The organism is Paenibacillus liaoningensis, assembly GCF_059609455.1.
This window is the reverse complement of sequence record NZ_JCAALU010000001.1, coordinates 350,952-374,793: the sequence shown is the minus strand read 5'-3', so window position 1 is coordinate 374,793 and position 23,842 is coordinate 350,952. Positions and strand designations below refer to the sequence as shown.

Here is a 23,842-nt window from a genome sequence, read left to right as displayed (position 1 = left end):
CTGACTCCCCCTTGTTGACTCATAATGAACGATTAGGCCAAGCTATTATCCATTCGTATTTGCACGCTGCATTCGAATCGCCATATATGGCCTGCCCGGCAGCTCAATGCGAAACGTTCCTTCATAAATACCAGCCTGCTTGGTCACCGTCATGTTCCACGTATCCAGCACTTCCACCTCATACGCGATGCCCGGCTTCATCGTAAAGTTCCGATAGCGCGGCTGATTGAAGCCGTAATAAAACAAATAATAAGTGTCGGCAATGCCAGCCGATGGTGCGTCCCACTCGGATCGCAATGGATTTAGGCCCTGCTCCGGCCCTTCCTCCTGCACTTTTTTCAGAAAGGCAATCCGCTCTGGGCTTGTGCCATGCAGCTTGCCGCCCTTCGACCACCACAAAATGTCCTCCGGGTGCAAATAAGTCTCTCCATGGCCGACATAGCCGCCGCGAACCGCACCTTCCCAGAAGCGGCGCACCATTTCTTCGCCCGAAATATTGCCCCAGCCCATATCGATATCGCCTTCATAGGCACATTCGTCAATGACAATCGGCTTATTCCAGTCCTTGCGCCACTGGTCGGTGTTCTCCGCTGTCCGGTACACATCCACTCGCTGAACGCTGCAATGCGTCACCCAAGGTCGGGTATAGTCATAAAAACCGAAGCAATTATGGATGGAAATGAGATGCCCGTATGGATCATTATCCGTAACGATCTGGGCAAAACGCTCCCAATCCGGCTCCTCCTTCGCCCACATCAGGTCATATTCATTGGCGAGCGACCACCAAACGTTGCGGTAAGCCGCTAAACGCGCTGTAATGTAGCGCAGGTAGCGGTCATCTGCCGCTTTCGACATTTCGGAGAAGCCCCAGCGATCATACGCATGGAACAAAATCAAATCCGCCTCGATGCCCAGCTTTCCTAAATCAGCGATCCGCTGTTCCAAATGGCGGAAATACGCCGGATTAAAGCGCGTGAAATCCCATTGCCCATCTGCCAAACGCTCATACGGATAAAGCGGCGGTTCATTATCATTAAATAGGTAGGCTTTGGGGAATACGCACATCCGCAGCTTGTTGAACGGCGTCTGCGCGAGCGTGGCGAGCGTCTGCTCCTCCAGCTCCTGCCCCTGATGCGTCCACGCATAGCAGGTAGTTCCTACAGGCAAATAACGGCTGCCGTCCTCGTAGGAAAAATGATACGTGTCCGCTACCCGCACCGGACCGTGGTTGCCGGTTTCGGCGCTGCGGCAGGCGAAGCTGCCGGCAATGCCGTTCATGGCGCGGACGCTGCTGCTCGTGCGGTAGCGCCACTCGCCTTCGGCATCGGGCATGAAGCGCACGCGATAGATGCCGTCTCCGTCGTAGAAGCCTTGTGCGGTCAGGCTTCTGTTTCCTTGGCTGAACACGGCGCTGAGAGTCGCGTCCGTGAAAGGGTTGCCATGAGCGGGGCCATGCAGCTCCAGCTCATAAACGGCCCAGCGCGCGACTTCGCTCTGCGCGAGCAGCTTCGCCGACCCCTCAGCCTCTAGCGGTGCCTCGTTCGGCAGCTGTGCTGCTGAAGCTTCCTTGCTCACCGTATCTAAAGCAGAAGCAGCCTCCTGCGCCGTTTCATCCTCAATTACGTATTCAATGCCAGCAAGCTCAGCCAGCACCTCCGCCACCCATTCCGGTGAGCGCATTAACGCTTGGTTTGAGGTTGCGAAGCGCGGCAGTGTGTTCATTTTTATAAAAGAAAGATATGGCGAATGCGCAAGCTCAGGAGCATGCTTCAGCAAAACCTTCCGTCCCTCGGGGCTCGCCCAAATGTATCCGATCTTCGTTTCCTCACTAAAAATCATCCTCGCATCCTCCTATTGGCTGCTGCTTCTAGCCTATTATAAGTTTAGCGAAACAAACTAAACTAAAACGAAACTTGTGATGGACTTTTCCTGCATTCATATTCCCAATTTAGCAGCAAAGCTGCGACTAGTCAATAAGTTTATATAAATAAAACGCTTTAATTTAGTGTATTAACTAAATTATTTAGCTAAACTACGAATGTCCATTGCATTTAATGCCCGCTGGATATACACTAAACTTACTAAACAAACGGCTTAAAGCTCGAAGGGAGAATCACTTATTGTGAAAATGGAAGACATCGCCGCCCTTGCCGGCGTTTCGAAATCAGCAGTTTCGCTTGCCTTCAGCGGCAAGCCGGGAATCGGACAAGAAACCCGCGAGCGCATTTTGCAGGTTGCCAAGGACAATGGCTATCTGCCTAAAACACGAGCCGCACAGCCGGAAGCCGCCAGCAAAACGCTGACCTTTCTCGTTTTAGCCAATTCTGGCATCGTACTGGAGCAATATTATCAGCAGCCTTTTTTCCGTGAGCTCATTCATTACATAGAGGTACGCTGCCGGGCCAAGGGCTATTCACTGCTGTTTACGTCAATTGACGTCAACGCTTTTTCCAGTGACAGCCATGCCTTGGCGGAGGATATCCGCAGCGATGGCGTCATTTTGCTCGGCACGAACCTCGATAGAGAGCAAATTGCCAGTTTGGCTGACCGCTTGCCCGCACAGCTCGTCGTGCTTGATACCTGCTTTGAGACGCTTCCCGTCCATTTCATTACGATCAACAATGTGATGGGCGGCTATCAGGCGGGTGAGCATCTATGCCAGCTTGGCCACGAGCATATCGGTTATTTGGCATCCAATGTGCGGATCAGCAATTTTGATGATCGGCGCATTGGGTTTATGTCCGCATTAGAGGAGCGGGGACTGTCGATCGACGAGAAAGACATTTTTTCCGTCGCCCCGACGATAACCTCATTTCAGGAGGAGCTGAAAAATCAGCTCGCGGCCTATCAAGCGGCCGGACGCCAGCTGCCAACCGCCTTTTTCTGCGAATGCGACTACATCGCGATCAGCGCCATTAAGACGCTGACTGACCTTGGGTTCCGCGTTCCCGAGGACACCTCTGTCGTTGGCTTCGACAACATTTCTGAGGCGCGAATTGTTTCGCCAGAGCTCACGACCGTACATGTAGAAAAAGAGCGCATGGCCCATCTCGCCGTCGATTTAGCCATTGAAGCCATCGAACAGGACCATGCGGTCAAAACTAAAATTGCCGTCGACACGCAATTTATCGTCCGCCATTCATCCAGCGCGCCATCCTATCGATGACGAATAGCCCTTCCAGGAACGCGTTGAGCGGAAGCCAGGAGGGCTATTTTTTTTATATTATTTTGCATATGCATGATTAAGCAGCGCTTGTTTAGATCAACTGAGGTGTGTATGCAAAACATAGTCTACCTAATGCTGCAAGCTTATAGCCTACTGAGGTCGATCTCATCTCACGATTCAATGGTGTGGAAACGCAGCCTACGATTGATGCTGAGCTCACGCAGTTCCGGTCGAAATGCTCAGACCTTTTTGCGAGGACTCAGGTTCCGCTATTCAGGCTTTTGACCCGATTTCAGGTTCTACGCGGACAGGAAATCCGTTATTGCCCTCATTTTCCCGTCAAAATGGCTATTTCAAGCGCATTAGCTGCTCCTGAGTCCGCAAACGGTGCCATACCCTGGATTCTGTTGAAATAGCGGCTGCTGTGTCCGCCAAGCCACTCCCTTACGCACGATTTAAATCCCTGAAACAAAAAGGACGAAGCTATCTTTCTGCACGTATGGTCATTGGTGAAAAGAACGAGCAATCTTTCGACACGTATGCTCGCACTGATGAAGAGAACGAAGCTATCTTGAAGTAAGTATGCCCGCTTTGATAAGGAGTAGCACTCCCGGTAACGGAAATACGTTTGGCGCTAAATTCGATCAGCAGTTGGCTTTCTTACGTTTGCATAGATGCCCTAGGTACAGCGACGATTTTGTTTGTACATATCAAGCTTTATTTGTACGTATAAGCCTTATTTATACGTATAAGCCTCAATATATAGCGCCGAGGCATAATCGCCTACCGCAATGCGATACGCAGACTCATCACCGTTCAGCACTCTGCCTCGAACCCACTCATTTTGCTCGAATGCTCCTTCCTCCACGCGGATCAAGCCGACCTTCGCGCGTTCGCCCTGTTTGGGTAGAAGCTCCACCGAAAAACCGATCCCCGCGAAAATAAAACGATCCTCGGACAGCTCAATGATGAGCCCGCCCGCTGGAGGCGTCCCTTCTGCCGGCCGTTTATAGGACAGCTTCACATCGTAGCGGGAAAAGGGAAGAATGCAGCCGCCATCGTTTTGCTGGAGAAAGCCGGTCATTTTTCCCGTGCCGCGATTTTGCTGAATTAGCCCGAGCATGCCGCCAAGCAGCTTGTAGCTTTGGGCAAGATAAGGCCCTGTCCCATTAACGACAAACCCGGAAAAATCAATATTCAGCGCCATCATAATGCTGAAATCAGGCCCGCCGCTTGCAGCTTCCTCAGGAAAAAAGCCTTCTATGCCGAACGGCGCAAAGCCTAGTGCATCGTGCTTGCCCATAGCGTAAAACACATTGGCAGCTGAGGAAACATCGCGCCGCGCTTCAGGGATGAACAGCGGATTGCCATCCTGCGTGTACTCTTGGCATACGTCCGCAAAGCTGGACAAATAAATATCCGGGGCATACAGGCAAAGGGTTGGTGCCGCAAGCTTCCACATTTTCATCACTTTGGCGACTGGCCCGCCGCTCGGATACGTGCCTGCCCGCCATGGATATTGCTCCAGCCATGCGTTGACGAACATCGGCAGCGGATATGACTCACTGCCTGCGCTCGCAATGCGTTCAACCGCAAGCGCGTAATGGTACGCCATGAACCATTCGCCTGCATCCGTTCCAAAAGCCTGCTCCCAGCTTCCCTGCACGCCATAACCCTCAGCTACCTGCGTAGGCACAGCCGCTTCAAATCCAGCGTTCGCCGCTGCTGAATAATCGCGTTCACTGCCTAGAAAGCCGATTTCATTTTCCACCTGAATCATTATTACGGTGTGGGTTCCCTCATCAAACGCTTTAAGAAACGCCATCAGACGCTTGAAAGCTGCCGCATCAGCCGTTACCGCCGCTTCGCACAGCGGAGAAATCGTATCCGAAGGCGAGCCATCGGCATAACAGGCACGGAAATACGTCGCATAATCCCGTTTCACCCAGCTCGGCACATAGCTGGACTTGCCATTTTTCCATAAGCCGAACCAAAGGAGCACTAAACGAATATTTTCCGCACGAGCCTGCTCAATTAACCCCTCAACGAGCGAAAAATCAAACGTGCCCTGCTCTGGCTCGATTAATTCCCAATAGACCGGGGCAATAATCGTATTTAAATTCAGCTTGCGAACTTCTGGCCACACTTTCTCCTGCATATAGGCAAGATTTGAAGCGCTGGAATTATGAATTTCCCCGCCAAGCGCAAGGTAAGGCTCACCATTTACGTACAAAGTGGATGTTCCATTCTCGCTCACTAAATGAGGGATTTGCTCCATAGTGTCTAGCTCCTTTCGGTTTAACCATCTAAGTATAGAACGCGGCGAAAAAGGAGCCTTACTCCATCGTTTTCACCACGCTTCGGTTTACTGCTCTACAAATTTCGCTGCTGCCTTGGCCCTTAGTCCTTACCCCTTAGACCTTCGGCGCTACAAGCAGCTGTACGGGCCCAATCAGGCCACCGGGCTCCTGCTGCATAAAACGCGAGAAGAAATCCTTCTGCTGCTTGCCCAGCGTATTAGTCACTTCAATGACAAGCCGGTTCGTTCCCGGCTTAATGGCCATTCCAGCTGCAAAGCGATAAGGCGGGGCAATCGCCGTACCCAGCTTCACGCCATTCACCGCTGCCTCCGCCGTTTCAAACGCCGCACCCAAATCCAAGTACAACGGCTCGCCCTCGCCATCCCAATCGAATGCAAGCTCATAACGGATCGTTCCGGTGAAATCCGGCAGCCGTTGCGGGCCGTTGATATTTTCCAGCTCGCTCAGCTTCCCATAGCTTTCAAATACCGGATATTGAAATGAGCCGGAGGTTGAAACCGTCCATTCGCCATACAACTCTATCGGCACACATGCTGTATAATTGGGCAGCGTCTGCACCGTCGCTTGCGGCAGCTCTTCGCCAGACAGCACGATCAAAGTCTCGTAAGCACTCAGCCTAATTCTCAGGCGGTTCACACCATCTATATGTTCCACATTCGCATCGCTCAGTTGATTGTCAAAGGCGTTATAAACCATCATCCGCGCAGAAGTTTGAAAGCTGACAACCGTATCCACAACCTCATAAGGATGCTCGTTGAAAAAGAAATAAACATCGCTGTCCTGATGTCCATAATGGTAATAACGCAAGTACGGCGCGGCATCCGCCGTCTCAATATCGTACAAACCTTCATCGCGCAGCGTCGCCGCAAGCTCTGCAAGCGGAACAATTGCTGCGTGTTCCAGCGCTTTCAGGCGCTTAAGCTCCGCCGCTTCTCCGCCTCCCTCAATGGTGCGGGCAGGCAGCCCATCTACAAACAGCAGCTTCAGCCCTGCTTCAGCCAGCTCTGCCAGCTGCTCCACGAGCACTGCCGGCAGCGCTTCAGCATAAGGCACGATGAGGCATTGATACGCCTCATTTCCCACAAGCAGCTCGCCGCCGCTCACCATGGCAGCTCCTGCTGCCAGAACATCAAACGGAATGACATCGCAATCGATTTGCGCCTGCATCAGTGCCTTAATCGGCTTCTGAATCAGCATCGCCTCAGCGCCTGACCACTCCGCATCCGCATGGTATAGCACCGCCGCCGTCGCATAATGGCGTCCTCCGTTCAGCAAATGGCTGATGCGGTTCGTATAATCGTTCAGCTGGCGATAATAGCGATATTGCGGATTTTCGCCGCGTGCATACAGATGCGGCGGGCAGTCGGCATCCGGGAACTCTTTTTGCGAAAAAGCATGGGGTACGAAATAGTTAATGCCGCGAACGAGCATATGGTCGGTCAGCCATTTCATCAGCTTGAGGCCTTCGCTCCAGCCGTAGGCGCCGAATACTTCGCACATCGCCCGGCCCTTTTTCTTCGGATCGATATGCGCCAGTGACGAGCCAAGCTTCGCAAGGGCATAATGGAAAAACTCGCTGTCCGTTTCCCCGGCGATCCATGTAAACGGCACCTCGTCAAAACCCGGCATAATTTGATGCAGCACAACGTCAATGCCCGCCATATCCTGGCCCCACATCGAGCGGAAGAAATGTCCCGGCCCGCAGCCGAGCCGCGCATGCACATTGTTGTCTTCAATGATATGACCGATATATTCGACGCCGCGCTCGCGGCACCAGTCGCCCAGCTTGCCGCTGAAATGCTCGGCATACAGCTTGCTGACCGTATTCATGAACGTATAGCGCAGCGCCTCCGTCTGCTCGCCGCCCTCGTACCAAAGCAGCGGCAGCAGCGCCGCAGCAGGCTGCCCGAATTCGGCGGACAGCAGCTCCAGCATGTCGTGGCGCCACGGCAGGACGATACCCTTTTTGCCTAATCGGGAATTGAAGTCAAACGTCGTTTTATCGTTGTAGAAGCCCGGCTCATCGGAGAAAAAGCCTGCCAGCGTCTTGCCGAAATCATCCCGATACCGCTCGTAATAGCCCTCATAAATCGCGTCGATTAACACCTGCGTAGACTCCGGCACAATCGGATTAATATAGTTCCGCTTCGCTTCCTCCGCGCCTTCCGCCGTCTCAATCAGGACGAAAATGCGCCAGAAGCCTTCGGGAATATCCCAGTAAAGCACGCTATTTTGCACGCTGGATGTCAGCTCGATAAATCCGCTAAGCTGCTCAGCGCCAGTAACGCCTAGTTTCCCTCCACGCTTAACCGCCACAACCGCGACCAGCTTATCGCCTGGATGGAGCAGCGTATTGAGCAGGAAGGAGGCTTGCGGAGCCGGCCCGACAGCGTCGATATGCCGCTCCGCCAAATACGTTCTGCGCAGCTCAGCCGGAGCTTCCTTCAGCTTGCCTGCTGCATGTCCCGTTGGAAAATGGTCGTCATCGAAAAACCACACCTTCATGCCGCGGCTGCGCGCCTCGTCCATAATGATATCGATATCCCGCCACCAGCCGGGACCAAGCATATCTGGATGCGGGCGCGATTCCACGATGACCGCCTTAATGCCTGAAGCATATATTCGCTCCATTTCCTCGCGGATCTGCCCTTCCTCCTCGCCGCGCTGCCACAGAAGAGGCATAATGTAGTTTTCTTCCTCTCTTGCAAGCACATGCCGTAAACGTTCCGCCATCGCCGTCGTCCCCCTATCCTTTTACCGCCCCGATTGTAATGCCTTTAACAAAATATTTTTGGAAAAAAGGATACGCGATAAGGATTGGAATAACGCCGACTACTGCAATCGCCATCCGCACGGTGCCGCTTGGCATTTTGGCCATGCTTTGACCTGCATTGGAGCCAAGGCCGCTGTTCGACAGAAATTGAATGTCCGTCAGTATCCGGTTCAAAATGTTCTGAATGCTGAACAGCTTCGGATCTGTTAAATAAACGAGCCCGTTGAACCAGTCATTCCAATAGCCAATCGTCTGGAACAGGCCAATCGTTGCCAAAATCGGCAGCGACAGCGGCAGCACGATCGAACGGAACGTTCTGAATTCAGTTGCCCCGTCAATGTAAGCCGATTCCAAAATCGGGACAGGAATGGACGTAATGAAAAACGTGCGCATGAGCATAACGTTAAAGCCATTCATCAGGAGGCCCGGAATAATGAGCGCCCAGATCGTATTTTTAATATCGAGATATTGGGTGTAAATGAGGTAAGTCGGCACAAGCCCGCCGTTGAACAGCATCGTGAAAAAGACGAAAAACGCCAGTGGGTTGCGCAGCGGAATATCTCTTCTCGACAGCGGGTAAGCCAGCATAGATGTAATAATTAAGCTGACCGATGTACCTAGAACGGTAACCAGTATCGTAATGCCATAAGCCCGCAGCAGCTCCTGCGATTGATCAAGCAAATAACGGTAAGCCGTCAAGCTGAATTGTTCTGGAAAAAAGGAATAGCCATTGCTGATAATTGCCTGCTCATCGGTGAAAGAAGATATAACCAGCAAGGCGAAGGGCAGCAGGCAGGCAATCGATACGGCCATCATAAACAGGTTGGCTGACCACTGCCATAATTTATTTTCATGCGTCATGTCATTCACTCCTTAGAATAATGCGTTGTCTTTGTTGATTTTGCGTACAATGTAGTTGGCTAGCAGAACCAGAAGGAATCCGACCAACGATTGATACAAGCCTGCCGCAGAGGACATCCCGATATCACCGAGCTGCATCAAGCCGCGATATACATAAGTGTCGATAACGTTTGTCGTATCACTGAGCGCACCTGCGTCCATAGGAACTTGATAAAACAAGCCGAAGTCGGAGTAAAAAATCCGGCCGATCGCAAGCAGCGTCATCATCGTAATCACTGGCGATATGAGCGGCAGCGTAATCGATTTAATTTGCTGCCATTTGGATGCGCCATCGAGCGTTGCCGCTTCATAATATTCCTGATCGATTCCAATAATCGCCGCCAAATAAACGACGCAGTAGAAGCCAACGCTTTTCCACACATGCACAATGGTTAAAATATAGGGCCAGTATTGCGCCTCGCTGTACCAGGAAATAGCGTCGAGTCCCAGAAACGGCAGAACCGTCTTGTTCATAAAGCCCGTTTCAATGCTAAGCACCGCATAAACCAAATAGCTGACAATAACCATGGATATGAGAAAGGGCAGCAGCACGACGCTTTGATAAAAGCGGGCCATAATTTTACTGCGAATCTCATTGAGCAAAATCGCTATTCCTACCGCTATGACCAAATTCAAAATGATAAAGCCGCCGTTATACAAAATCGTGTTCCGCGTAATGATGTAGGCATCTGTCGTTTTGAACAAATATTCGAAGTTTTGCAGCCCGATCCATTCGCTGCCCCAAATCCCTTGTGCAAAATTGATGTTTTTGAAGGCGATAATGAGGCCGAACATCGGTGCATAATTGTTAATGATCAAATACGCCAGCCCCGGAAGCATCATCAGAAACAAAGGCAAATAGCGCTTGAACTGTTTCTTTTTCACGTTTGATTTGGCAACCTGCTTTGCCTGCTGGGGAGCTGCCGCTGCCACTGTCCCTTTATTTCCCGTCGTTTGTTCCATAGGTGAACCCCTTCTTTCTTCAGCATGAGCTTGTCGCTGTCTTATACTTTGATGATAGTGCATGCACCCTTGCGCCCTCTACCGCTCAGACGACTTCTCATTTGCACTATTACGACGCTCCTGCTCCACCATTGAGAGCCTCGTGCCAGCCAAAAAAACAAATAGGCTGTTCCAAGGCCCATTTGCATGACCTTTGGAACAGCCTATTTGTTTTTAATAATAGAATCAGGATTGGGTATGAATCAAAATTTTAGCCTGCGCTTTGTCTTTGATGAGCAGCTCCAGACCTTCCTCAACGAGGTTGTCCAGCTTGATTTTTTTCGTAATGACCTTCTTCACATCAAGGCGGCCCGAAGAAACCATGGCGATGACCTCTGGGAAAATATGATGGTAGGCCAGTGACGTTTTAATCGATATCTCTTTCACCAAGATGCTGTTCACATCCAAAGTAACCGGGCTGGCATAACCGGCAATAATGAGCAGCTGCCCGCCTTTTTTGATGACCTCAAGAGCACTGGTAAATGTCGCTTGTGCGCCTGCTGCTTCAAAGGCCACATCGACGCCGTTCACATGCTGGGCCAATATTTCTGTCGTTGCATCTGCTTCCAAGCTGTTCACAACCGAGGTTGCGCCAACTTCAAGCGCTTTGCTTAAACGTTCCGGCGAAATATCTACAGCCATAATGCTCGCAGCTCCAGCCGCCTTCGCTGCCATAATCGTTAACAGCCCAATTGGGCCCGCCCCGTAAACGACGACCGAATCACCGATCTTCAACTGGCTCTCCTTAACGGCATGAACCGTTACGGCAGTTGGCTCCATCAATGCCCCTTCTTCAAGTGTTACATTATCCGGAAGCTTATGAGCTTTGCTGGCATTTGCGACTGCATATTGAGCAAATCCGCCGTCGTCCTGCAAACCAAGGAAAGCAAACGGACTAGCCAGATTGTATTTGCCTCGCTGTACATAATAATCATCTTCGGCATACACGATCGGCTCTACAGCTACGCGGTCCCCAACAGCCAGATTGGTTACTCCTTCGCCAAGCTCGGTCACAACGCCCGCAAACTCATGGCCTAGCACAAGCGGAAGGCCGCGTCCTGTAACGGGATGAGGCTCGGCCGATACGCCAAACCCATGATGGTAGGCATGCAGGTCGCTTCCGCAAATCCCGGCCCATTCCACCTTTATTTTCACTTGGCCTGCCGCAGCTGCAGGCTCGTTCACATTTTCGATACGGACATCTTTAGCTCCATAAATAACAGCAGCTTTCATAAACAGCATCTCCTTTAGCAACAAAATGATAGCGCTTATATTGCCTTACCGCTATTGTACTCCTGTTGTTAAATTAAATATATTTAATTATACTTACATTTAATTAAGCAAAACTTATGTAAAGGAAGCGACCTATGAACCTTGAGCAGTTGATGTATGTCGTCGAACTAAGCAAATCCAAATCCTTATCCGAAGCAGCGGCGAATCTTCATATTTCCCAATCTGCCCTCAGCCAATCCCTCACTAGTCTTGAAAAAGAACTCGGGCTGAAGCTGTTCAAACGTGCCCGAACCGGAACCTTGCCTACTGCTGAGGGTGCAGCCATTATAAAAAAAGTGCATGAAGCAGCCAAAATAATCGAGGAAATCCGCCTCGAAGCCGCTAGCAATCTGAGCAGCCTAAGCGGCGAGCTTCGCTTGTCCACGATGCCCGCCCAAATGAAGACGATGGTTAAAGTGATCGCCTGGCTGAAAAAGGAGCATCCCGCTCTCCGCATCGAGGTAACGGAGGATGGCTCATTGAATACGCTTGGCAGCGTGCGGGAGGGGATGGCTGATCTCGGCATGATTGCCATGCGGGAAGACAAGCTGCCGATAGACGGTCTCTCGTTTCATTCACTGTGCAAGGGAAAAATGGTCGCACTCATTGGCGCCCAATCTCCGCTTGCCTCCCGAGCTACCATATCGCCGGAGGAATTGCGGCAATACCCATTCGTCCTGTACAAGGACGACCACGTCGACCAGTTCATCCATGATTTTACCAGGCAGCACGGGCCCGTGGAGGTGCTGTTTCGAACCGATTACGATGTCGCCATTCAAAGCGCTTTGCTGGAGGGGCTGGCCGTCTCGATCGGCCACGACTATTCCTTTAGGCAAAACGCCAACGAAACGATCCGGCAATTTGCGATGCTGGAAATTGAAGATTTTTTTCAGCAGCCTGTCCACTTTGGCTGGGTTCGGGCGCAAAACCGGCCGAATGCGCCGGTGATGGATTATTTTATCAATCGCTTTGAGCACGAATATACGTTCAAGTAGGCCACTGCCGTGGGAAACAAGCAGGCTGAAAAAAAGGCCTTACGCCTGGCCTGCCTCCTTGGCAGGCCAAACATAAGGTCACCCGTTCGCGATAGACACGGCCTCCTCGCTTATTTTCCGCGCTTCGCCTTGGTGCATTTCAGCTGGTAGGTTTTTCCGTAGGCTTTGCCATACCGGACGATACGGCGCAGCATGGACTTATCGGCAAGCAGCGAGAACGGGCAAACGGCCGGCACGGTATTCACCTCTAGAATCCATGGCTTTAGCTTCGCATCGATGGCAAAGTCGAGGCCCAGTTCCTTGATGCCGGGAGAAATGCCGCGCAGCAGCCGCGCTGTACGAAGGCCAAGCCGATCCATGCTTTTCAGCAATTTCCAGCGCCCTGCTGGCCCAGCATGTGACTTAAGCACTTGCACGGTCGAATAGATCGAGCCGCCTTGGCTGCCATTTGTTACAATTTTGCCCGGATGGGCCGCTCTGCCAAGCGTCCCGGTCGCTGCCCAGCCGCCCTGCGGTGCGCGCTGCACCATAAGCCGAATATCGAAACGGCGTCCTTTATGCTTTAGCAGGCGAATGCCCTTCTGCACCAAATATCGCTTCCCCTTCATTTCCTTATGAATCGAACGGTAAGCTGCCTCGTAAGTGGTGAAGGTCGATTTTTTCGAACCTAATTGATACGTGTACTTCGCCCCCAGCTTCTGCATCTTCATGACCCCGCGCCCCTGTGAGCCATGTGACGGCTTCACATAGACCATTCCGTATTGCTTCAGCATGCTGCGCAAGCTGTCCTTCGTCGCCAACTTTGTCCGCGGGATGTGCTTCTTCAGCATTAGATCCTTCCGCATCGCAATCGTTTTGCTCCACTTACCCCCAATAATTCCACCTTTAGTACGTACACTTTTGCTTCCCTTGCCACTATGGCTCCTTGCTCGCAAACCCTTCGCTAACTTTCTGTTCCTCGTCACTTTACCCCTCCATTCCAATTCTCTATTAGCATACGAACCTTTTCAAAAATGGTTGTAGGCCGCTGTCGGCATAGAACGAACCATCATGCTGCGGCTTCATATGCTTAATTAAGGCAGCCTGTCAGAATGTTTGTTCGATTCTAAGAATTTATAAGTTTCATCCTTATATCCGCTTAGAATTCTAGGGCAAAGCTCTTCGCTCGTCCCAGAAGGACGACAAAGTCGTTTTTGCTTCGATTCCCAATACGTGACCGCCAGCGGTCCATTAGTTAGGAGGCATATGCATAGATGGAGCCAAAACAGACGATTCAGCAGCAGCTTGCTCTTATTTGCCATTTTCATCCTTGGTATGGAGAGCTGCTTGCAGAGCGAGGCATTGATCCAAACGCCGCCATACTGCCAGAACTGCCGCTGATGACGGCAGACAGGTTGGAGGCGCATTATTTCACGCAGGAGCTGCGTACGGAACCCGGGCTCTCCGTGTACCGTACGTCGGGAACGTCCTCCGGCATACGTAAAGCGATTTATTATTCTCCGGAGGATGACGAGCAATATATCGCCAGCAAAGCGGCCTGCTTCCGGGAGTGGCTGGCAAGGGGCCCGGCAGTTGTCACAAGGGCGCTCGCCGATATGGGAACGGGACATGCGGCTAGCACCGCCATTACGATTTTTCAGCAGCTTGGCTTCCAAGCAGACTCGCTTTCCTTCGCCTTGCCGATAGAGGAGCATATCAAGCGCCTCGCCACTTTTCGCCCGCAGCTGCTGTATACGATGCCTTCCATTCTCGATGCCATCGCTGCCGCCGCACCAGATCCGAAGGCCTTCGGCATACAAAAAATCATTATTGTCGGCGAAATTGCGCCGCCAGCCTGGCAGGCCAATATGGCTGCACGGTTCGGCATCGGCGCAAGCGATATTCTCGACACCTACGGCTCCATAGAGATCGGCGCCATTGCTTCCTACTCTCACGAGCATAGCGTTTATGTGCTAGATGCTGGCATTCATGCCGAAGCGCTCCGCGCAGACGAAGTAGATCCACGCTTTGATACGCTCGATGACAATGAAACGGTGCTTGTGCTTACGTCATTTAAGCGTACCCTGTTTCCCGCCGTCCGTTATGTCACCTACGATGTGGTTAGGGATTTCGGCACTGTCACGATTGATGGACAGGTAAGGCAAACATTCAGCTGTATCTCGAAACGGATCGGAACCGATCTGAAGCACGGGGAAAAAATAAGCCTCTACGACATCGAAAGCGTCGTCCAGCAATTCGTCAATGACGCCGAGCTGCGCGTCCGGCTGCAGGGCAATAAACTGTCCATCCATATTCGCAGCAAAATTTTGGAAGATAGCATGCTTGCCGTTATTCAGCAAGCCATTGAGCAAAAAATTGAAGCGATTGGCCAAATGATTCGGGGGCGCATGCTGTCCGGCATCGTGGTGACGCGGGCAGCGGAGGATGAGACGCTTGAGCGGGGAGCGGTCAAGTCGAAAAAACTTTATTTTTAGGAGGCGGTAATCGCCCATGAGAAAAGATTGGCTTTCTTGTATCGGTCAGACGCCGCTCGTCCAACTGTCAAAGCTGTTTGCGAATGATCGCGGAATTACCGTGCATGCCAAGCTGGAAATGCTTAACCCGAATGGCAGCGCGAAGGACCGCTCCGCCGCTCGCATTATTGCTGCGGCCTTGGAGCAGGGCCGCATCGGGCCCGGCTCTGTCATCGTCGAATCCAGCTCGGGCAATATGGCAATCAGCCTCGCCGCGATCTGTTCCTATCTCGGAATGCGGTTTATTAGCGTCGTAGACCCTAGAACGACGCAGCAAAACATCCGCATTATGCGCGCTTATGGCGCCGACATTGAGCTCGTTGAGGAGCCAGACCCAGACACGGGCGAGTTTCTGCCTGCCAGGCTGAACCGCGTTCAGCAGCTGCTTGCCGACATTCCGGGCAGCTACTGGCCGAATCAATACAACAATGAGCATAATTATTTGTCGCATTATGAGGGCACCATGCAGGAAATTGTCCAGGCGCTGGGCCGGGTTGATTATGTCGTTGGCGGCGTCAGCACCTGCGGCACTATGCTCGGGTGCGCGCTGTATGCCCGCGACCATAAGCTGGATACGAAAATTGTGGCGGTCGATGCGGCGGGCAGCGTTATTTTTGGCGGTGTCAGCGGGAGCAGATTGTTTCCGGGCCTCGGAGCCGGCATCGTTCCTCCGTTCGGGCAAAGCCGATTTATGGACTATGCGATAAAAGTGAACGATGCCGATATAGTTGCTGGCTGCCAGATGCTGGTGAAGCAGGAGGCGATTTTGGCCGGGCCATCGTCCGGCGCCGTTATTTTTGCCCTTCAATCGATGATGCATGAGCTGCCAGATGGCTCTGTTTGCACCGTTATTTTACATGATCGCGGCGAACGCTATATGGATACGGTCTACAATGATGATTGGGTTCAGCAGCAATTCCACCATGAGGAAGGGGAACGAGCTTGATTTACCTTGGGGAAAAACATATCCGTGCCGTTGGACTCCATTGGCAGGAGCTGGCGGATCAGATTGAAGATGCGGTGCATGTAATGGATAGCGGCGATTATGCCCAGCCGGTAAAGCCATATTTGCGATACGGCGGCCATGCGGCAAACCGAATCATTGCCATGCCCGCCTATGTCGGTGGCAGCATGCATACAGCCGGCATAAAGTGGATTGCCAGCTTTCCTGGCAACCTTCATGCCGGACTGCCCAGAGCGCACAGCCTGCTGGTGCTGAATGATGCAGACACGGGCAAGCCGTATGCGATTGTCCATGCACCGCTGCCGAGCGCAGCAAGGACAGCTGCCGTTAGCGCTGTGCTGCTTCGCCAATATTTGCGTGCGCGCAGCGCGCAGCAGCCAAGCAAGCCGCATCGCATAACGCTCGGCATTATCGGCTTCGGCCCAGTCGGCCAGCTGCATTACGACATGTGCGGGCAGCTGTTCGGCGAAACAATCGATGAAGCTTATGTTTATGACATTCGCGGAGTTGAGCTGGACGATATCAACCTTGCCGCAACTACTGCTGCCGATGTTGTCAGCACTGCTGTCACCGATGCCGCCGCTGGTAAGAAAGTCGGACTACGTGGACGAACGAAGGTGGCAGGCAGCTGGCAAGAGCTATACAGCCGCTGCAACGTCATTATTACTTGTACGGTAAGCGACAAGCGCTACATTGATCTTCCGCCCCTTCCAGGCAGCCTGCTGCTGGACGTTTCGCTGCGCGACTACACCGCGGCAGCCTTGAGCAGCGTAAACGCCATCATCGTCGATGATTGGGATGAGGTATGCCGGGAAAACACCGACATTGAAATGCTCCATAAGGAGCGGGGGCTGGAGAAAGAAGGTACCCGCTCGCTCGCCGATGTCGTATGCCGCAGCGCGCTTGCTGGATTCGATCCGGCTGAGCCCGTTCTATTTTGCCCGATGGGAATGGCCGTCTTTGATATTGCAACAGCGAACTATTGGGTGCAAAAGGCTCGGGAGCTCGGCATTGGTCTGGAAATCGAAGCGTAATCGGTAAAATACAAGCAACCGCCAACCCTCACGAGGAGGATTGGCGGTTGCTGTGTTTGTGCCAGATTGCTTTGCCTATTTTATTTCGCTGCCGCCCATGCATCAAGCTGCTTCTGTTTTTCGGCTACGATTTTGTCGATGCCTGCTGCTTTCAGCTTGGAGATAAATTCTGGCAGTGTTTTGTCCGGATCAAGCGTACCTGTTTCCAGACCCAGCTTGTATTGATTCAGAACATTCGTTACCGAAGCAAACTCGGTTTTTACCGACGCGGAATCGAAGGTAAAGCCTAGTGCCTTGGATTTTGTTGCGTTTTTGTTAAATTCATCTGTTTCTTTCCAAATATCCGGGTTGTCCCCTTCAAAAGAATAGGACATGAACTGGTTGCCGAATAACCAGCCTGTATTCGGGTTGTAGCCACTGTTGTTGGCATCTACGCCATCTGCATATTTAATAACGTTCTCTTGATCGGTTTTCACATAATGCTTGCCTTCAATGCCCCAGTCCATCAAGTTAATAATATCTTTGTCGCTGTACATCAGGTTCAAGAACTTCATGGATGCTTCAGGATTCGTCGCATTACGCGGAATGCCCCACATAATGTTAGTTACCGTTTCTGTTTTGGAAACTGGAGCCGTAATTTCACCCTTCACAATTGTCGTACCCACAATGCGCGATTCCTGCATTTCGATGCCAGGCTTCAGGTTAGCCACATAAGCAGCGGTACGTCCCGCTTTAATCAAATCCGCGATGCCTTCTTTGTTCGTCGCCGCATCCTTCAAAATATAACCGGCTTGATACCAGCCGCGAATACGCTTGAGCAGCTCCGCATATTCTGGCGTCTCAAAGTAGTTGACTACTTTTAAATCATCCTGCCCGTTGTTAATCAGAACGCCAAAGCCGTCACCTAATTTATCAAGCTTGAGCAGGTAGTCAGCAATCGATTGCCCAGCCGCTCCCGGAGAGATAGCCGCCATGCTCGGCTCGTTCTCTTTCAGCGTTTTCATCATTCCTTCCAACGCGTCAAGAGAGTTGATCTTGGAGGCGTCGATGCCGTATTTATCAGCAAGATCCTTCCGGACCAGCACGCCATAATTGACCGCCAAATCACGAATCGAAGGCACAGCATAAATTTTGCCGCCAATGCTGCTTGCTTTAATAAAATCTTCGCCTACTGCCGATTTAATGCCTTGTCCATACTGCTCTAGCAGATCGTCAATCGGAAGCAGCTGGCCCTTCGCTACTTGCGGCGCATAACCAAACGTCGCGCTGCTGCCCGTTACGATCAGATCCAGCTTCTCGTTGCTCGTAAGCATGAGATTCATTTGCTGGTTCCAAGCGCCGATACCGATTGGGAGAAGCTTCACCGTTGCATTGATTTTCTCTTTAGTCAGCTTGTTCAGCTCATCTTGAACCGCCTGCAGGTCAGTAGGCGTATTGCCGAACGTCACATACGCAACGGTAAGCTCTGCTGCCGCATCTGTTTTGCCGCCCGAATTGGTTGCTCCTGCTGTGCCTGTGCCCGCTTCTCCATTGCTGCCTTTGTTGCCGCCGCCGCATGCGCTCAGCACCATGCCCAGCACGAGGACCAAGCTAATCATTGTTGTTATCCTTCTCATTCGTAATTCCCCCGATGCTTTATAGTATCGAGATTCGGCTCGTCTCTAACGAGTGAATCTATCCTCATTGTAGAGAATCCCCATACCCGCTACTGCCCCGCAGACGACTTTTTGGTAAGCGTTTTCCGACCATTTCAACGGCCCTGCTGCTCGAGCTCATAGTTTTGCCTGAATTCCAGCGGATTGACGCCTGCGTACTTCTTAAACATCCTTGAAAAATGCGAGAAGTTCGCATAGCCTACGTGAACCGCTATCGCGCTGACCGGCATATCCGTCTGCATCAGCAGCTCCTTCGCTACAAGCAGACGCTCATTGAGCAAATAATCGGAAATGGACAAGCCTGTTTTCTTTTTGAAAATACGCGTTAAGTAGTCTGGGTTCAAAAACACATGATTCGCCAGCTCCTCGCGCGTAATTTCCTTGTTCTGATTCAGCTTAATATAAGCAATGACCCGCTCGACTACCGTCTGAGTCTCTTCAACAGACTTCGCATAATCCGCCGCTTTGGTCACAATATGATCGATCCAGGCATACATGTCCGTCACCGAACGGCTCGCCCGGCTCGACAGCTCAATAGACTCATCATCGCCAAACAATTGATGGGCCCCAATACCCTTCAACTGGAGCATATAATACATCATTTGCAGAAAATCCTGATGAAACGTATGCAGCCGCTTCGCATCAAGCGTTCCCAGCCGAATGCACTCCTTAAGATGAGCGTCTATTGCCGCGAGCAGCTTGTCCTTGGAGCCTTCCTTCAGCAGCACGGCCCACAGGCTTAAATCGGGCAGCTTCATCTCTGGCGTCAGGCTTGATCTGCCGCTAGTATGCAAAACGATATTGCTAAGCGCAACATTGTTCTGATCGAGGCCGGCTAGCCGCCTTGCCATCGCCGACAGCTGGTAGCTAGGCACGGGCTCGCCAATGTAGCAGGAAAGATCGCAATAGAAATAGGCATTGCAAGCCGAAATAAACAAGGAGCAGGCGTCTCGCAAAGCCGCAAGCTCCGGCTGATTATTGATCTCCATCGGCAGCAGCGCAACGAGCTTGTCTTTTTCCCATTGCACCAAATGTCCGCTAGCGCCATGGTTCAAAATCGTCTCCTCCGCCGCATTGCGCAGGGCGATTTCCATAATTTTTTCATCGCGTACCGACAGCTTTTTGCGCCAGCGCTGAACCGAGATCAGAATCGGCAAATGCCGCAAATGCTCCATATAGGGCAAATAACGCTCAGTTGCCGCCTCTTTAATCGAGATTTCATAAGCTGGAATCGTCTGGTTCAAAATGTCCAGCCAAAACCGCTCCGTCATAATCGGCTGCTGCTTAAACCAATATTGCCCGTATTCGCTGAACTGGGCGAGCTCGCTGTCCTTATTGATTTTGTTGGTCGCTTTGACAATAACCTTCTCCAGCTCCGCATAGGGAATCGGCTTGAGAATATAATCAAGGCTGCCGAGCTTCATCGCCTGCTTCGCGAATTCAAAATCGGCGTGGCAGGTCAGAAACACCGACTCCGTCTTCGGGTATTTCTCACGCACCCACCCCAGCAGCTCCAATCCGCTGCCCTGCGGCATTTCAATATCGCACAGCATCAGATCGATGGCCTGCTGATCGAATATTTCCTTCGCTTGGCGGATATTATAGGCGGTATACACTTCGCTCACTTGAAGCTTGTCCCAATCGATGGCCGATTCAATCGCCTTGACCGCATGCACTTCATCATCGACAATGAGTACCGAATACATGTAAACTCCCCCTTCGCTAGCTATGCTCCGCTTCCGCATTCATCGGCAGGATGATTTCAACAATCGCCCCTCCACCGTGAGCGTTGGCGAATGATATTTGCCCCCGGCCTTCATAAAGCAGCCGCAGCCGTTCGCAAATGTTCCAAATGCCGACCTGACCGCCTTGTTCCCTCATTAATTTTCTTCCTTCCTGAAGCTCCTTCAATACCTCTTCCTCGAAGCCTTTGCCGGTGTCCTGCACGACAATTCGCATTTTGGGTTCATCGGTCGTATCCAGAAGCTCGATGCGAATATGAATATGCACCGCTTCATCCAGCGTTACGGCATATTTTACGGCATTTTCAACAAGGGACTGAATAATGAGCGGCGGCAGGCTGGCATTCATCATATAATCAGGCGCCTCGATGCTGCTTGTCAGGCTGTCCGGATAACGCAGCTCCTGAATGCGGACATAGTTGCTTACATGATCCAGCTCCTGCTTCAAGGAAACGAAGCTGAGATTGCTGCGAAACATATAGCGGAAATAGCCTACCAAACACAGCGTCAGCTCTTGAATCAGCTCATAATTGCGCACCTGGGCAAGGCTGTACATCATATTCAGAGAATTCATGAAAAAATGGGGATTGATTTGCAGCTGCAAATGCTGCAATTCCGCCTTTTGCTTGCTCAGCTGCTCCTCGTATACATCAATACGCAGCTGCTGAATATCCGCCATCATCGTATTGAATGTTTCGTTAACTAGCTTGAATTCCTCGGCGCTTGGAGCGGCCTTGATTCGGACGTCCAGATTGCCTTCACGTATCCGCTTCATCGCCGCCAAAATCCGGTTCAGCGGGATCAATATTTCCCGGCGCAGCATAAGCAGTCCAAGCGGTAAAATGATCAGCGAGCCCAGCGCGACAAAGGTGATCAGACTCCGCAAATAAGGGAGATTTTCAAGTATTTTTTCATCTGGTATGACCGCAACTAGATTAAAATCCCCTCGAAGCGAAGGGGAGCCTACGACAAGAAACCGGGTTTTATCCCCGGTCATATAATAATCAGCCAAGCTATGATTGAGCTCAATACCATGTTCCTGAAACAGACTGGACGTCGTTAGCGGGATTCCATCGCTCGTCGTCAGCAGCGACTGTCCCTTTTCACCCAGATCAATCAATCCCAGCGCGCCAATTAATCGATTGGCATTTACCCAGGCACCAATATAGCTGCCGCCCGATTCCACGATATGATAAATATAATATTGATTATTCAACTGCGTAATTTTCCAATGAGCGGTATTCAGCAAGCTTCCGTTGCTGTTCTTGTCGAGCATCACCTGGTTCAAAAACCCCCGCATTCTTTCCCGTTCTCCGAAGGGCCTGCCTACTTGCGGACTAAGCATTAATTCCTTCTCCTGATCCGAATAGACGAAAAAAGCATCCATGCTTTTATAAATCGCCAGCGCTTGCGACAGCTTGTTGGACAGGCTGATTTTCGCCATATAATATTCATCCGGCTGCCTTGTCGTGCCCATTACGAGCAAATCCGGATCAACAGCGGCGATGCTGTTCACATATTGATCAACATCCTCGAGGCTCTGGTCAATCTGATCCATATACAAGGTCATCATATTCCGGTTCGAGTTGGCCACCTGATTGCGCACGACATCAATCGAATAAAAGCTGTTATACAGCAGCAATACGATGAGCGGCAAAGTAAATAGTAAAACGCTGGTAATCAATCTCGTTCGGATCGAGCTCCACGATAAAATTTTCAATCGACTGTTCATCCACAAGCCCCCCGTTCTCCGCGATAATGAGCCAAAATTTCAATGCCATTATCATGAAACTTAGCACGCTCTAGGAAGGAAGATCAATCTTTATCGGGAAATTTGTCGAAACCTTTGTCGAAAATCGCTCCCAGCTGCCATACGCTTCCTGCTATGCCTCTATTTCATATTTGAACCAGTCGAAATACGCTGGCGCTGTACTGTTTTCTCCATTTCCCGTTGCATAAAGTCCGGCATACACCCCTGTAAAGCCGCCAGCTACCTCTTTGGATAACATGGCACATTCTCCCGTTCCTAATACATGCGTCTGCCCATCCGGTACTGAGTAGGTAAACGTATAATGGGTTTCATTTGCTGCAATGCCAAGCTCGATAAGTGAGTCGTTGTAATCCGCCGAATGCTCAATTTTCCAAAGGCTTCCGATCCGGCGGCGCAAAATCACCCGATTTTTGCCCTCCAGCCTGGCGAGTGCAATTTCATAATGGTAGCGCTCATTCATGAGCACCGTCATCCCCGCTTCCTCTCCGTCCTGCTGCGGCTGAAATGCCATTAAAGTCGACCATTTTGCCTTAAAATGCTGCTGCCTCCGGCCAACAAATGCAGGCGACTCCGTATCGTCCAGCGTATAGGCGCTGCCGTGCAGCGCCAGCCAGCCCGGACGCTCCGCAAGCGACCAGCTTGACTCGCTCGGATTCCGCAAAAAATTCCAACTGAGCGCGAGCTGCGGTTGATTGAAATGATCCAGCTCCTGCCACGCTTCCCGCTCGCAGAGCGGCAATGACGGTGACTCCAGCTCTAATGCCGCCCGGCCATGGTTGCCAATGATCGGCCAGCCGTCCGCAGTCCAAGTCACTGGCGCGCCAAACGTTTCGCGGCCCAAATGATGCGCCGCCGGGTAGCCTATCGGGCGGATGCCAAGAAACACCGCCCACCATTGCTGCTCGGAAATTTGGATAAGCTCGGCATGTCCGGTCGCCTGTATCGGGTTATCCGTGCTGCGCTGCGTCAAAATCGGATTATGCGGGCAGCTTTCAAACGGTCCAAACGGCTCCTTGCTCCTCGCCGCAGTGACCATATGCCCGTATTCGGTACCGCCTTCGGCAATGATGAGGTAGTACCACGTGCCGATTCGGTAAAGATGCGGCCCTTCAGGAAAGGAACCGCCTGTTCCTTCCCAGATCAGCTTCCGCTCGCTAAGCAGATGGCCCGACTGCAAATCCAGCTCTGCCTGGTAAATGCCCGGAAGCTCACCGCCAAACATGACGCTCGTTCCGGTAATATAGACTTTCCCATCCGTATCGAAGAGCAGCGACGGATCGATACCCGGCCAATCCTCAAGCCATACCGGCTCCGACCAAGGGCCCTCAGGGCTGTCCGCCCATACGTAAAAATTTTTGACTACCGATACATTCGTCGTAATCATATAGAAGCGCCCATTGTGATGCCTTAGTGTCGGCGCAAAAATCCCTCTGGAGCTTGGGCTTCCGTGCAGGGGTACTTGGCTTTCTCTCGTCAGGCAGTGCCCGATTTGCCGCCAGTTGACCAAATCCGTACTATGAAAAATCGGAACGCCTGGAAAATATTCAAACGAGCTCGTCACCAAGTAATAATCGTCCCCGACACGGCACACGCTCGGATCAGGATAAAAACCGCTTAATATAGGATTAGAAAATAGCATATTCAGTTCCTCCTCTGGAAGGGCAGTGACCAAGCTCTCGGTTATTCACCAGGCTGCTCATCTGTTTTTCTTCATTGTAGTCTGGCCTTCCCTCG

16 protein-coding genes are annotated in these 23,842 nt (G+C 51.6%); 5 read left to right on the top strand and 11 right to left on the bottom strand.

Annotated elements, in window-relative coordinates; translation table 11 throughout:
* Positions 1–45: 45 nt before the first annotated feature.
* The gene (locus AC6B99_RS01520; RefSeq protein ID WP_494858925.1) at positions 46–1,839 is read right to left on the bottom strand and encodes a DUF5605 domain-containing protein; all 1,794 of its coding nucleotides are present in this window, start codon (positions 1,837–1,839) and stop codon (positions 46–48) included.
* Positions 1,840–2,122: 283 nt separating this feature from the next.
* Here AC6B99_RS01520 and AC6B99_RS01515 point away from each other — a divergent pair, with 283 nt between their 5' ends.
* A complete protein-coding gene (locus AC6B99_RS01515; protein ID WP_494880012.1) occupies positions 2,123–3,166 on the top strand; it encodes a substrate-binding domain-containing protein in 1,044 nt (347 codons plus the stop codon).
* Between the two features lie 736 nt (positions 3,167–3,902).
* Here the strand turns inward: AC6B99_RS01515 and AC6B99_RS01510 are convergent.
* The 5 genes from AC6B99_RS01510 to AC6B99_RS01490 form a co-directional block, all read right to left on the bottom strand.
* Complete coding sequence (locus AC6B99_RS01510; RefSeq protein ID WP_496662578.1) at positions 3,903–5,444, bottom strand: DUF5597 domain-containing protein; 1,542 nt, start codon at positions 5,442–5,444, stop codon at positions 3,903–3,905.
* A 136-nt stretch (positions 5,445–5,580) separates the two neighbouring features.
* Positions 5,581–8,220 (bottom strand): glycosyl hydrolase, encoded by a 2,640-nt coding sequence (locus AC6B99_RS01505; RefSeq protein WP_496662577.1) that lies wholly within the window; start codon positions 8,218–8,220, stop codon positions 5,581–5,583.
* A 13-nt stretch (positions 8,221–8,233) separates the two neighbouring features.
* A complete protein-coding gene (locus AC6B99_RS01500; protein WP_056030709.1) occupies positions 8,234–9,121 on the bottom strand; it encodes a carbohydrate ABC transporter permease in 888 nt (295 codons plus the stop codon).
* 12 nt (positions 9,122–9,133) lie between these two features.
* Positions 9,134–10,003, bottom strand: coding sequence for an ABC transporter permease (locus tag AC6B99_RS01495; protein ID WP_155972952.1), 870 nt, complete (start codon positions 10,001–10,003; stop codon positions 9,134–9,136).
* Between the two features lie 345 nt (positions 10,004–10,348).
* Positions 10,349–11,395, bottom strand: coding sequence for a 2,3-butanediol dehydrogenase (locus AC6B99_RS01490; protein ID WP_056030715.1), 1,047 nt, complete (start codon positions 11,393–11,395; stop codon positions 10,349–10,351).
* 134 nt (positions 11,396–11,529) lie between these two features.
* Between AC6B99_RS01490 and AC6B99_RS01485 the strand changes: the two genes are divergently transcribed.
* Entirely contained in the window at positions 11,530–12,429 is a 900-nt protein-coding gene (locus AC6B99_RS01485) for a LysR substrate-binding domain-containing protein (protein WP_494858918.1), read from the top strand.
* Between the two features lie 110 nt (positions 12,430–12,539).
* On the opposite strand, the gene AC6B99_RS01480 is transcribed toward AC6B99_RS01485, so the two are convergent.
* Positions 12,540–13,364: a YheC/YheD family protein gene (locus tag AC6B99_RS01480; protein WP_494859697.1), complete on the bottom strand. Its 825-nt coding sequence runs from the start codon at positions 13,362–13,364 to the stop codon at positions 12,540–12,542.
* 318 nt (positions 13,365–13,682) lie between these two features.
* Here AC6B99_RS01480 and AC6B99_RS01475 point away from each other — a divergent pair, with 318 nt between their 5' ends.
* From AC6B99_RS01475 to AC6B99_RS01465, 3 genes are read left to right on the top strand one after another with little or no spacing between them, the layout of a single operon-like run.
* Positions 13,683–14,903, top strand: coding sequence for a phenylacetate--CoA ligase family protein (locus AC6B99_RS01475; RefSeq protein WP_056030721.1), 1,221 nt, complete (start codon positions 13,683–13,685; stop codon positions 14,901–14,903).
* Positions 14,904–14,919: 16 nt separating this feature from the next.
* Positions 14,920–15,888 (top strand): 2,3-diaminopropionate biosynthesis protein SbnA, encoded by a 969-nt coding sequence (gene sbnA, locus AC6B99_RS01470; protein ID WP_494858914.1) that lies wholly within the window; start codon positions 14,920–14,922, stop codon positions 15,886–15,888.
* The gene (locus AC6B99_RS01465; protein WP_056030727.1) at positions 15,885–16,940 is read left to right on the top strand and encodes a 2,3-diaminopropionate biosynthesis protein SbnB; all 1,056 of its coding nucleotides are present in this window, start codon (positions 15,885–15,887) and stop codon (positions 16,938–16,940) included. The genes sbnA and AC6B99_RS01465 overlap by 4 nt, the downstream gene beginning before the upstream one ends.
* A gap of 80 nt (positions 16,941–17,020) precedes the next feature.
* Here the strand turns inward: AC6B99_RS01465 and AC6B99_RS01460 are convergent, their stop codons facing one another.
* The 4 genes from AC6B99_RS01460 to AC6B99_RS01445 all read right to left on the bottom strand — a co-directional run bounded on the left by AC6B99_RS01460 (position 17,021) and on the right by AC6B99_RS01445 (position 23,747).
* Positions 17,021–18,538: an ABC transporter substrate-binding protein gene (locus AC6B99_RS01460; protein ID WP_235533049.1), complete on the bottom strand. Its 1,518-nt coding sequence runs from the start codon at positions 18,536–18,538 to the stop codon at positions 17,021–17,023.
* 152 nt (positions 18,539–18,690) lie between these two features.
* A complete protein-coding gene (locus tag AC6B99_RS01455) occupies positions 18,691–20,301 on the bottom strand; it encodes a response regulator transcription factor (protein WP_496662576.1) in 1,611 nt (536 codons plus the stop codon).
* A 16-nt stretch (positions 20,302–20,317) separates the two neighbouring features.
* On the bottom strand, positions 20,318–22,069 hold the full coding sequence (locus AC6B99_RS01450) for a histidine kinase (RefSeq protein WP_494858907.1): 1,752 nt from the start codon (positions 22,067–22,069) through the stop codon (positions 20,318–20,320).
* 151 nt (positions 22,070–22,220) lie between these two features.
* A complete protein-coding gene (locus AC6B99_RS01445; RefSeq protein ID WP_496662575.1) occupies positions 22,221–23,747 on the bottom strand; it encodes a glycoside hydrolase family 43 protein in 1,527 nt (508 codons plus the stop codon).
* Positions 23,748–23,842 lie beyond the last annotated feature (95 nt).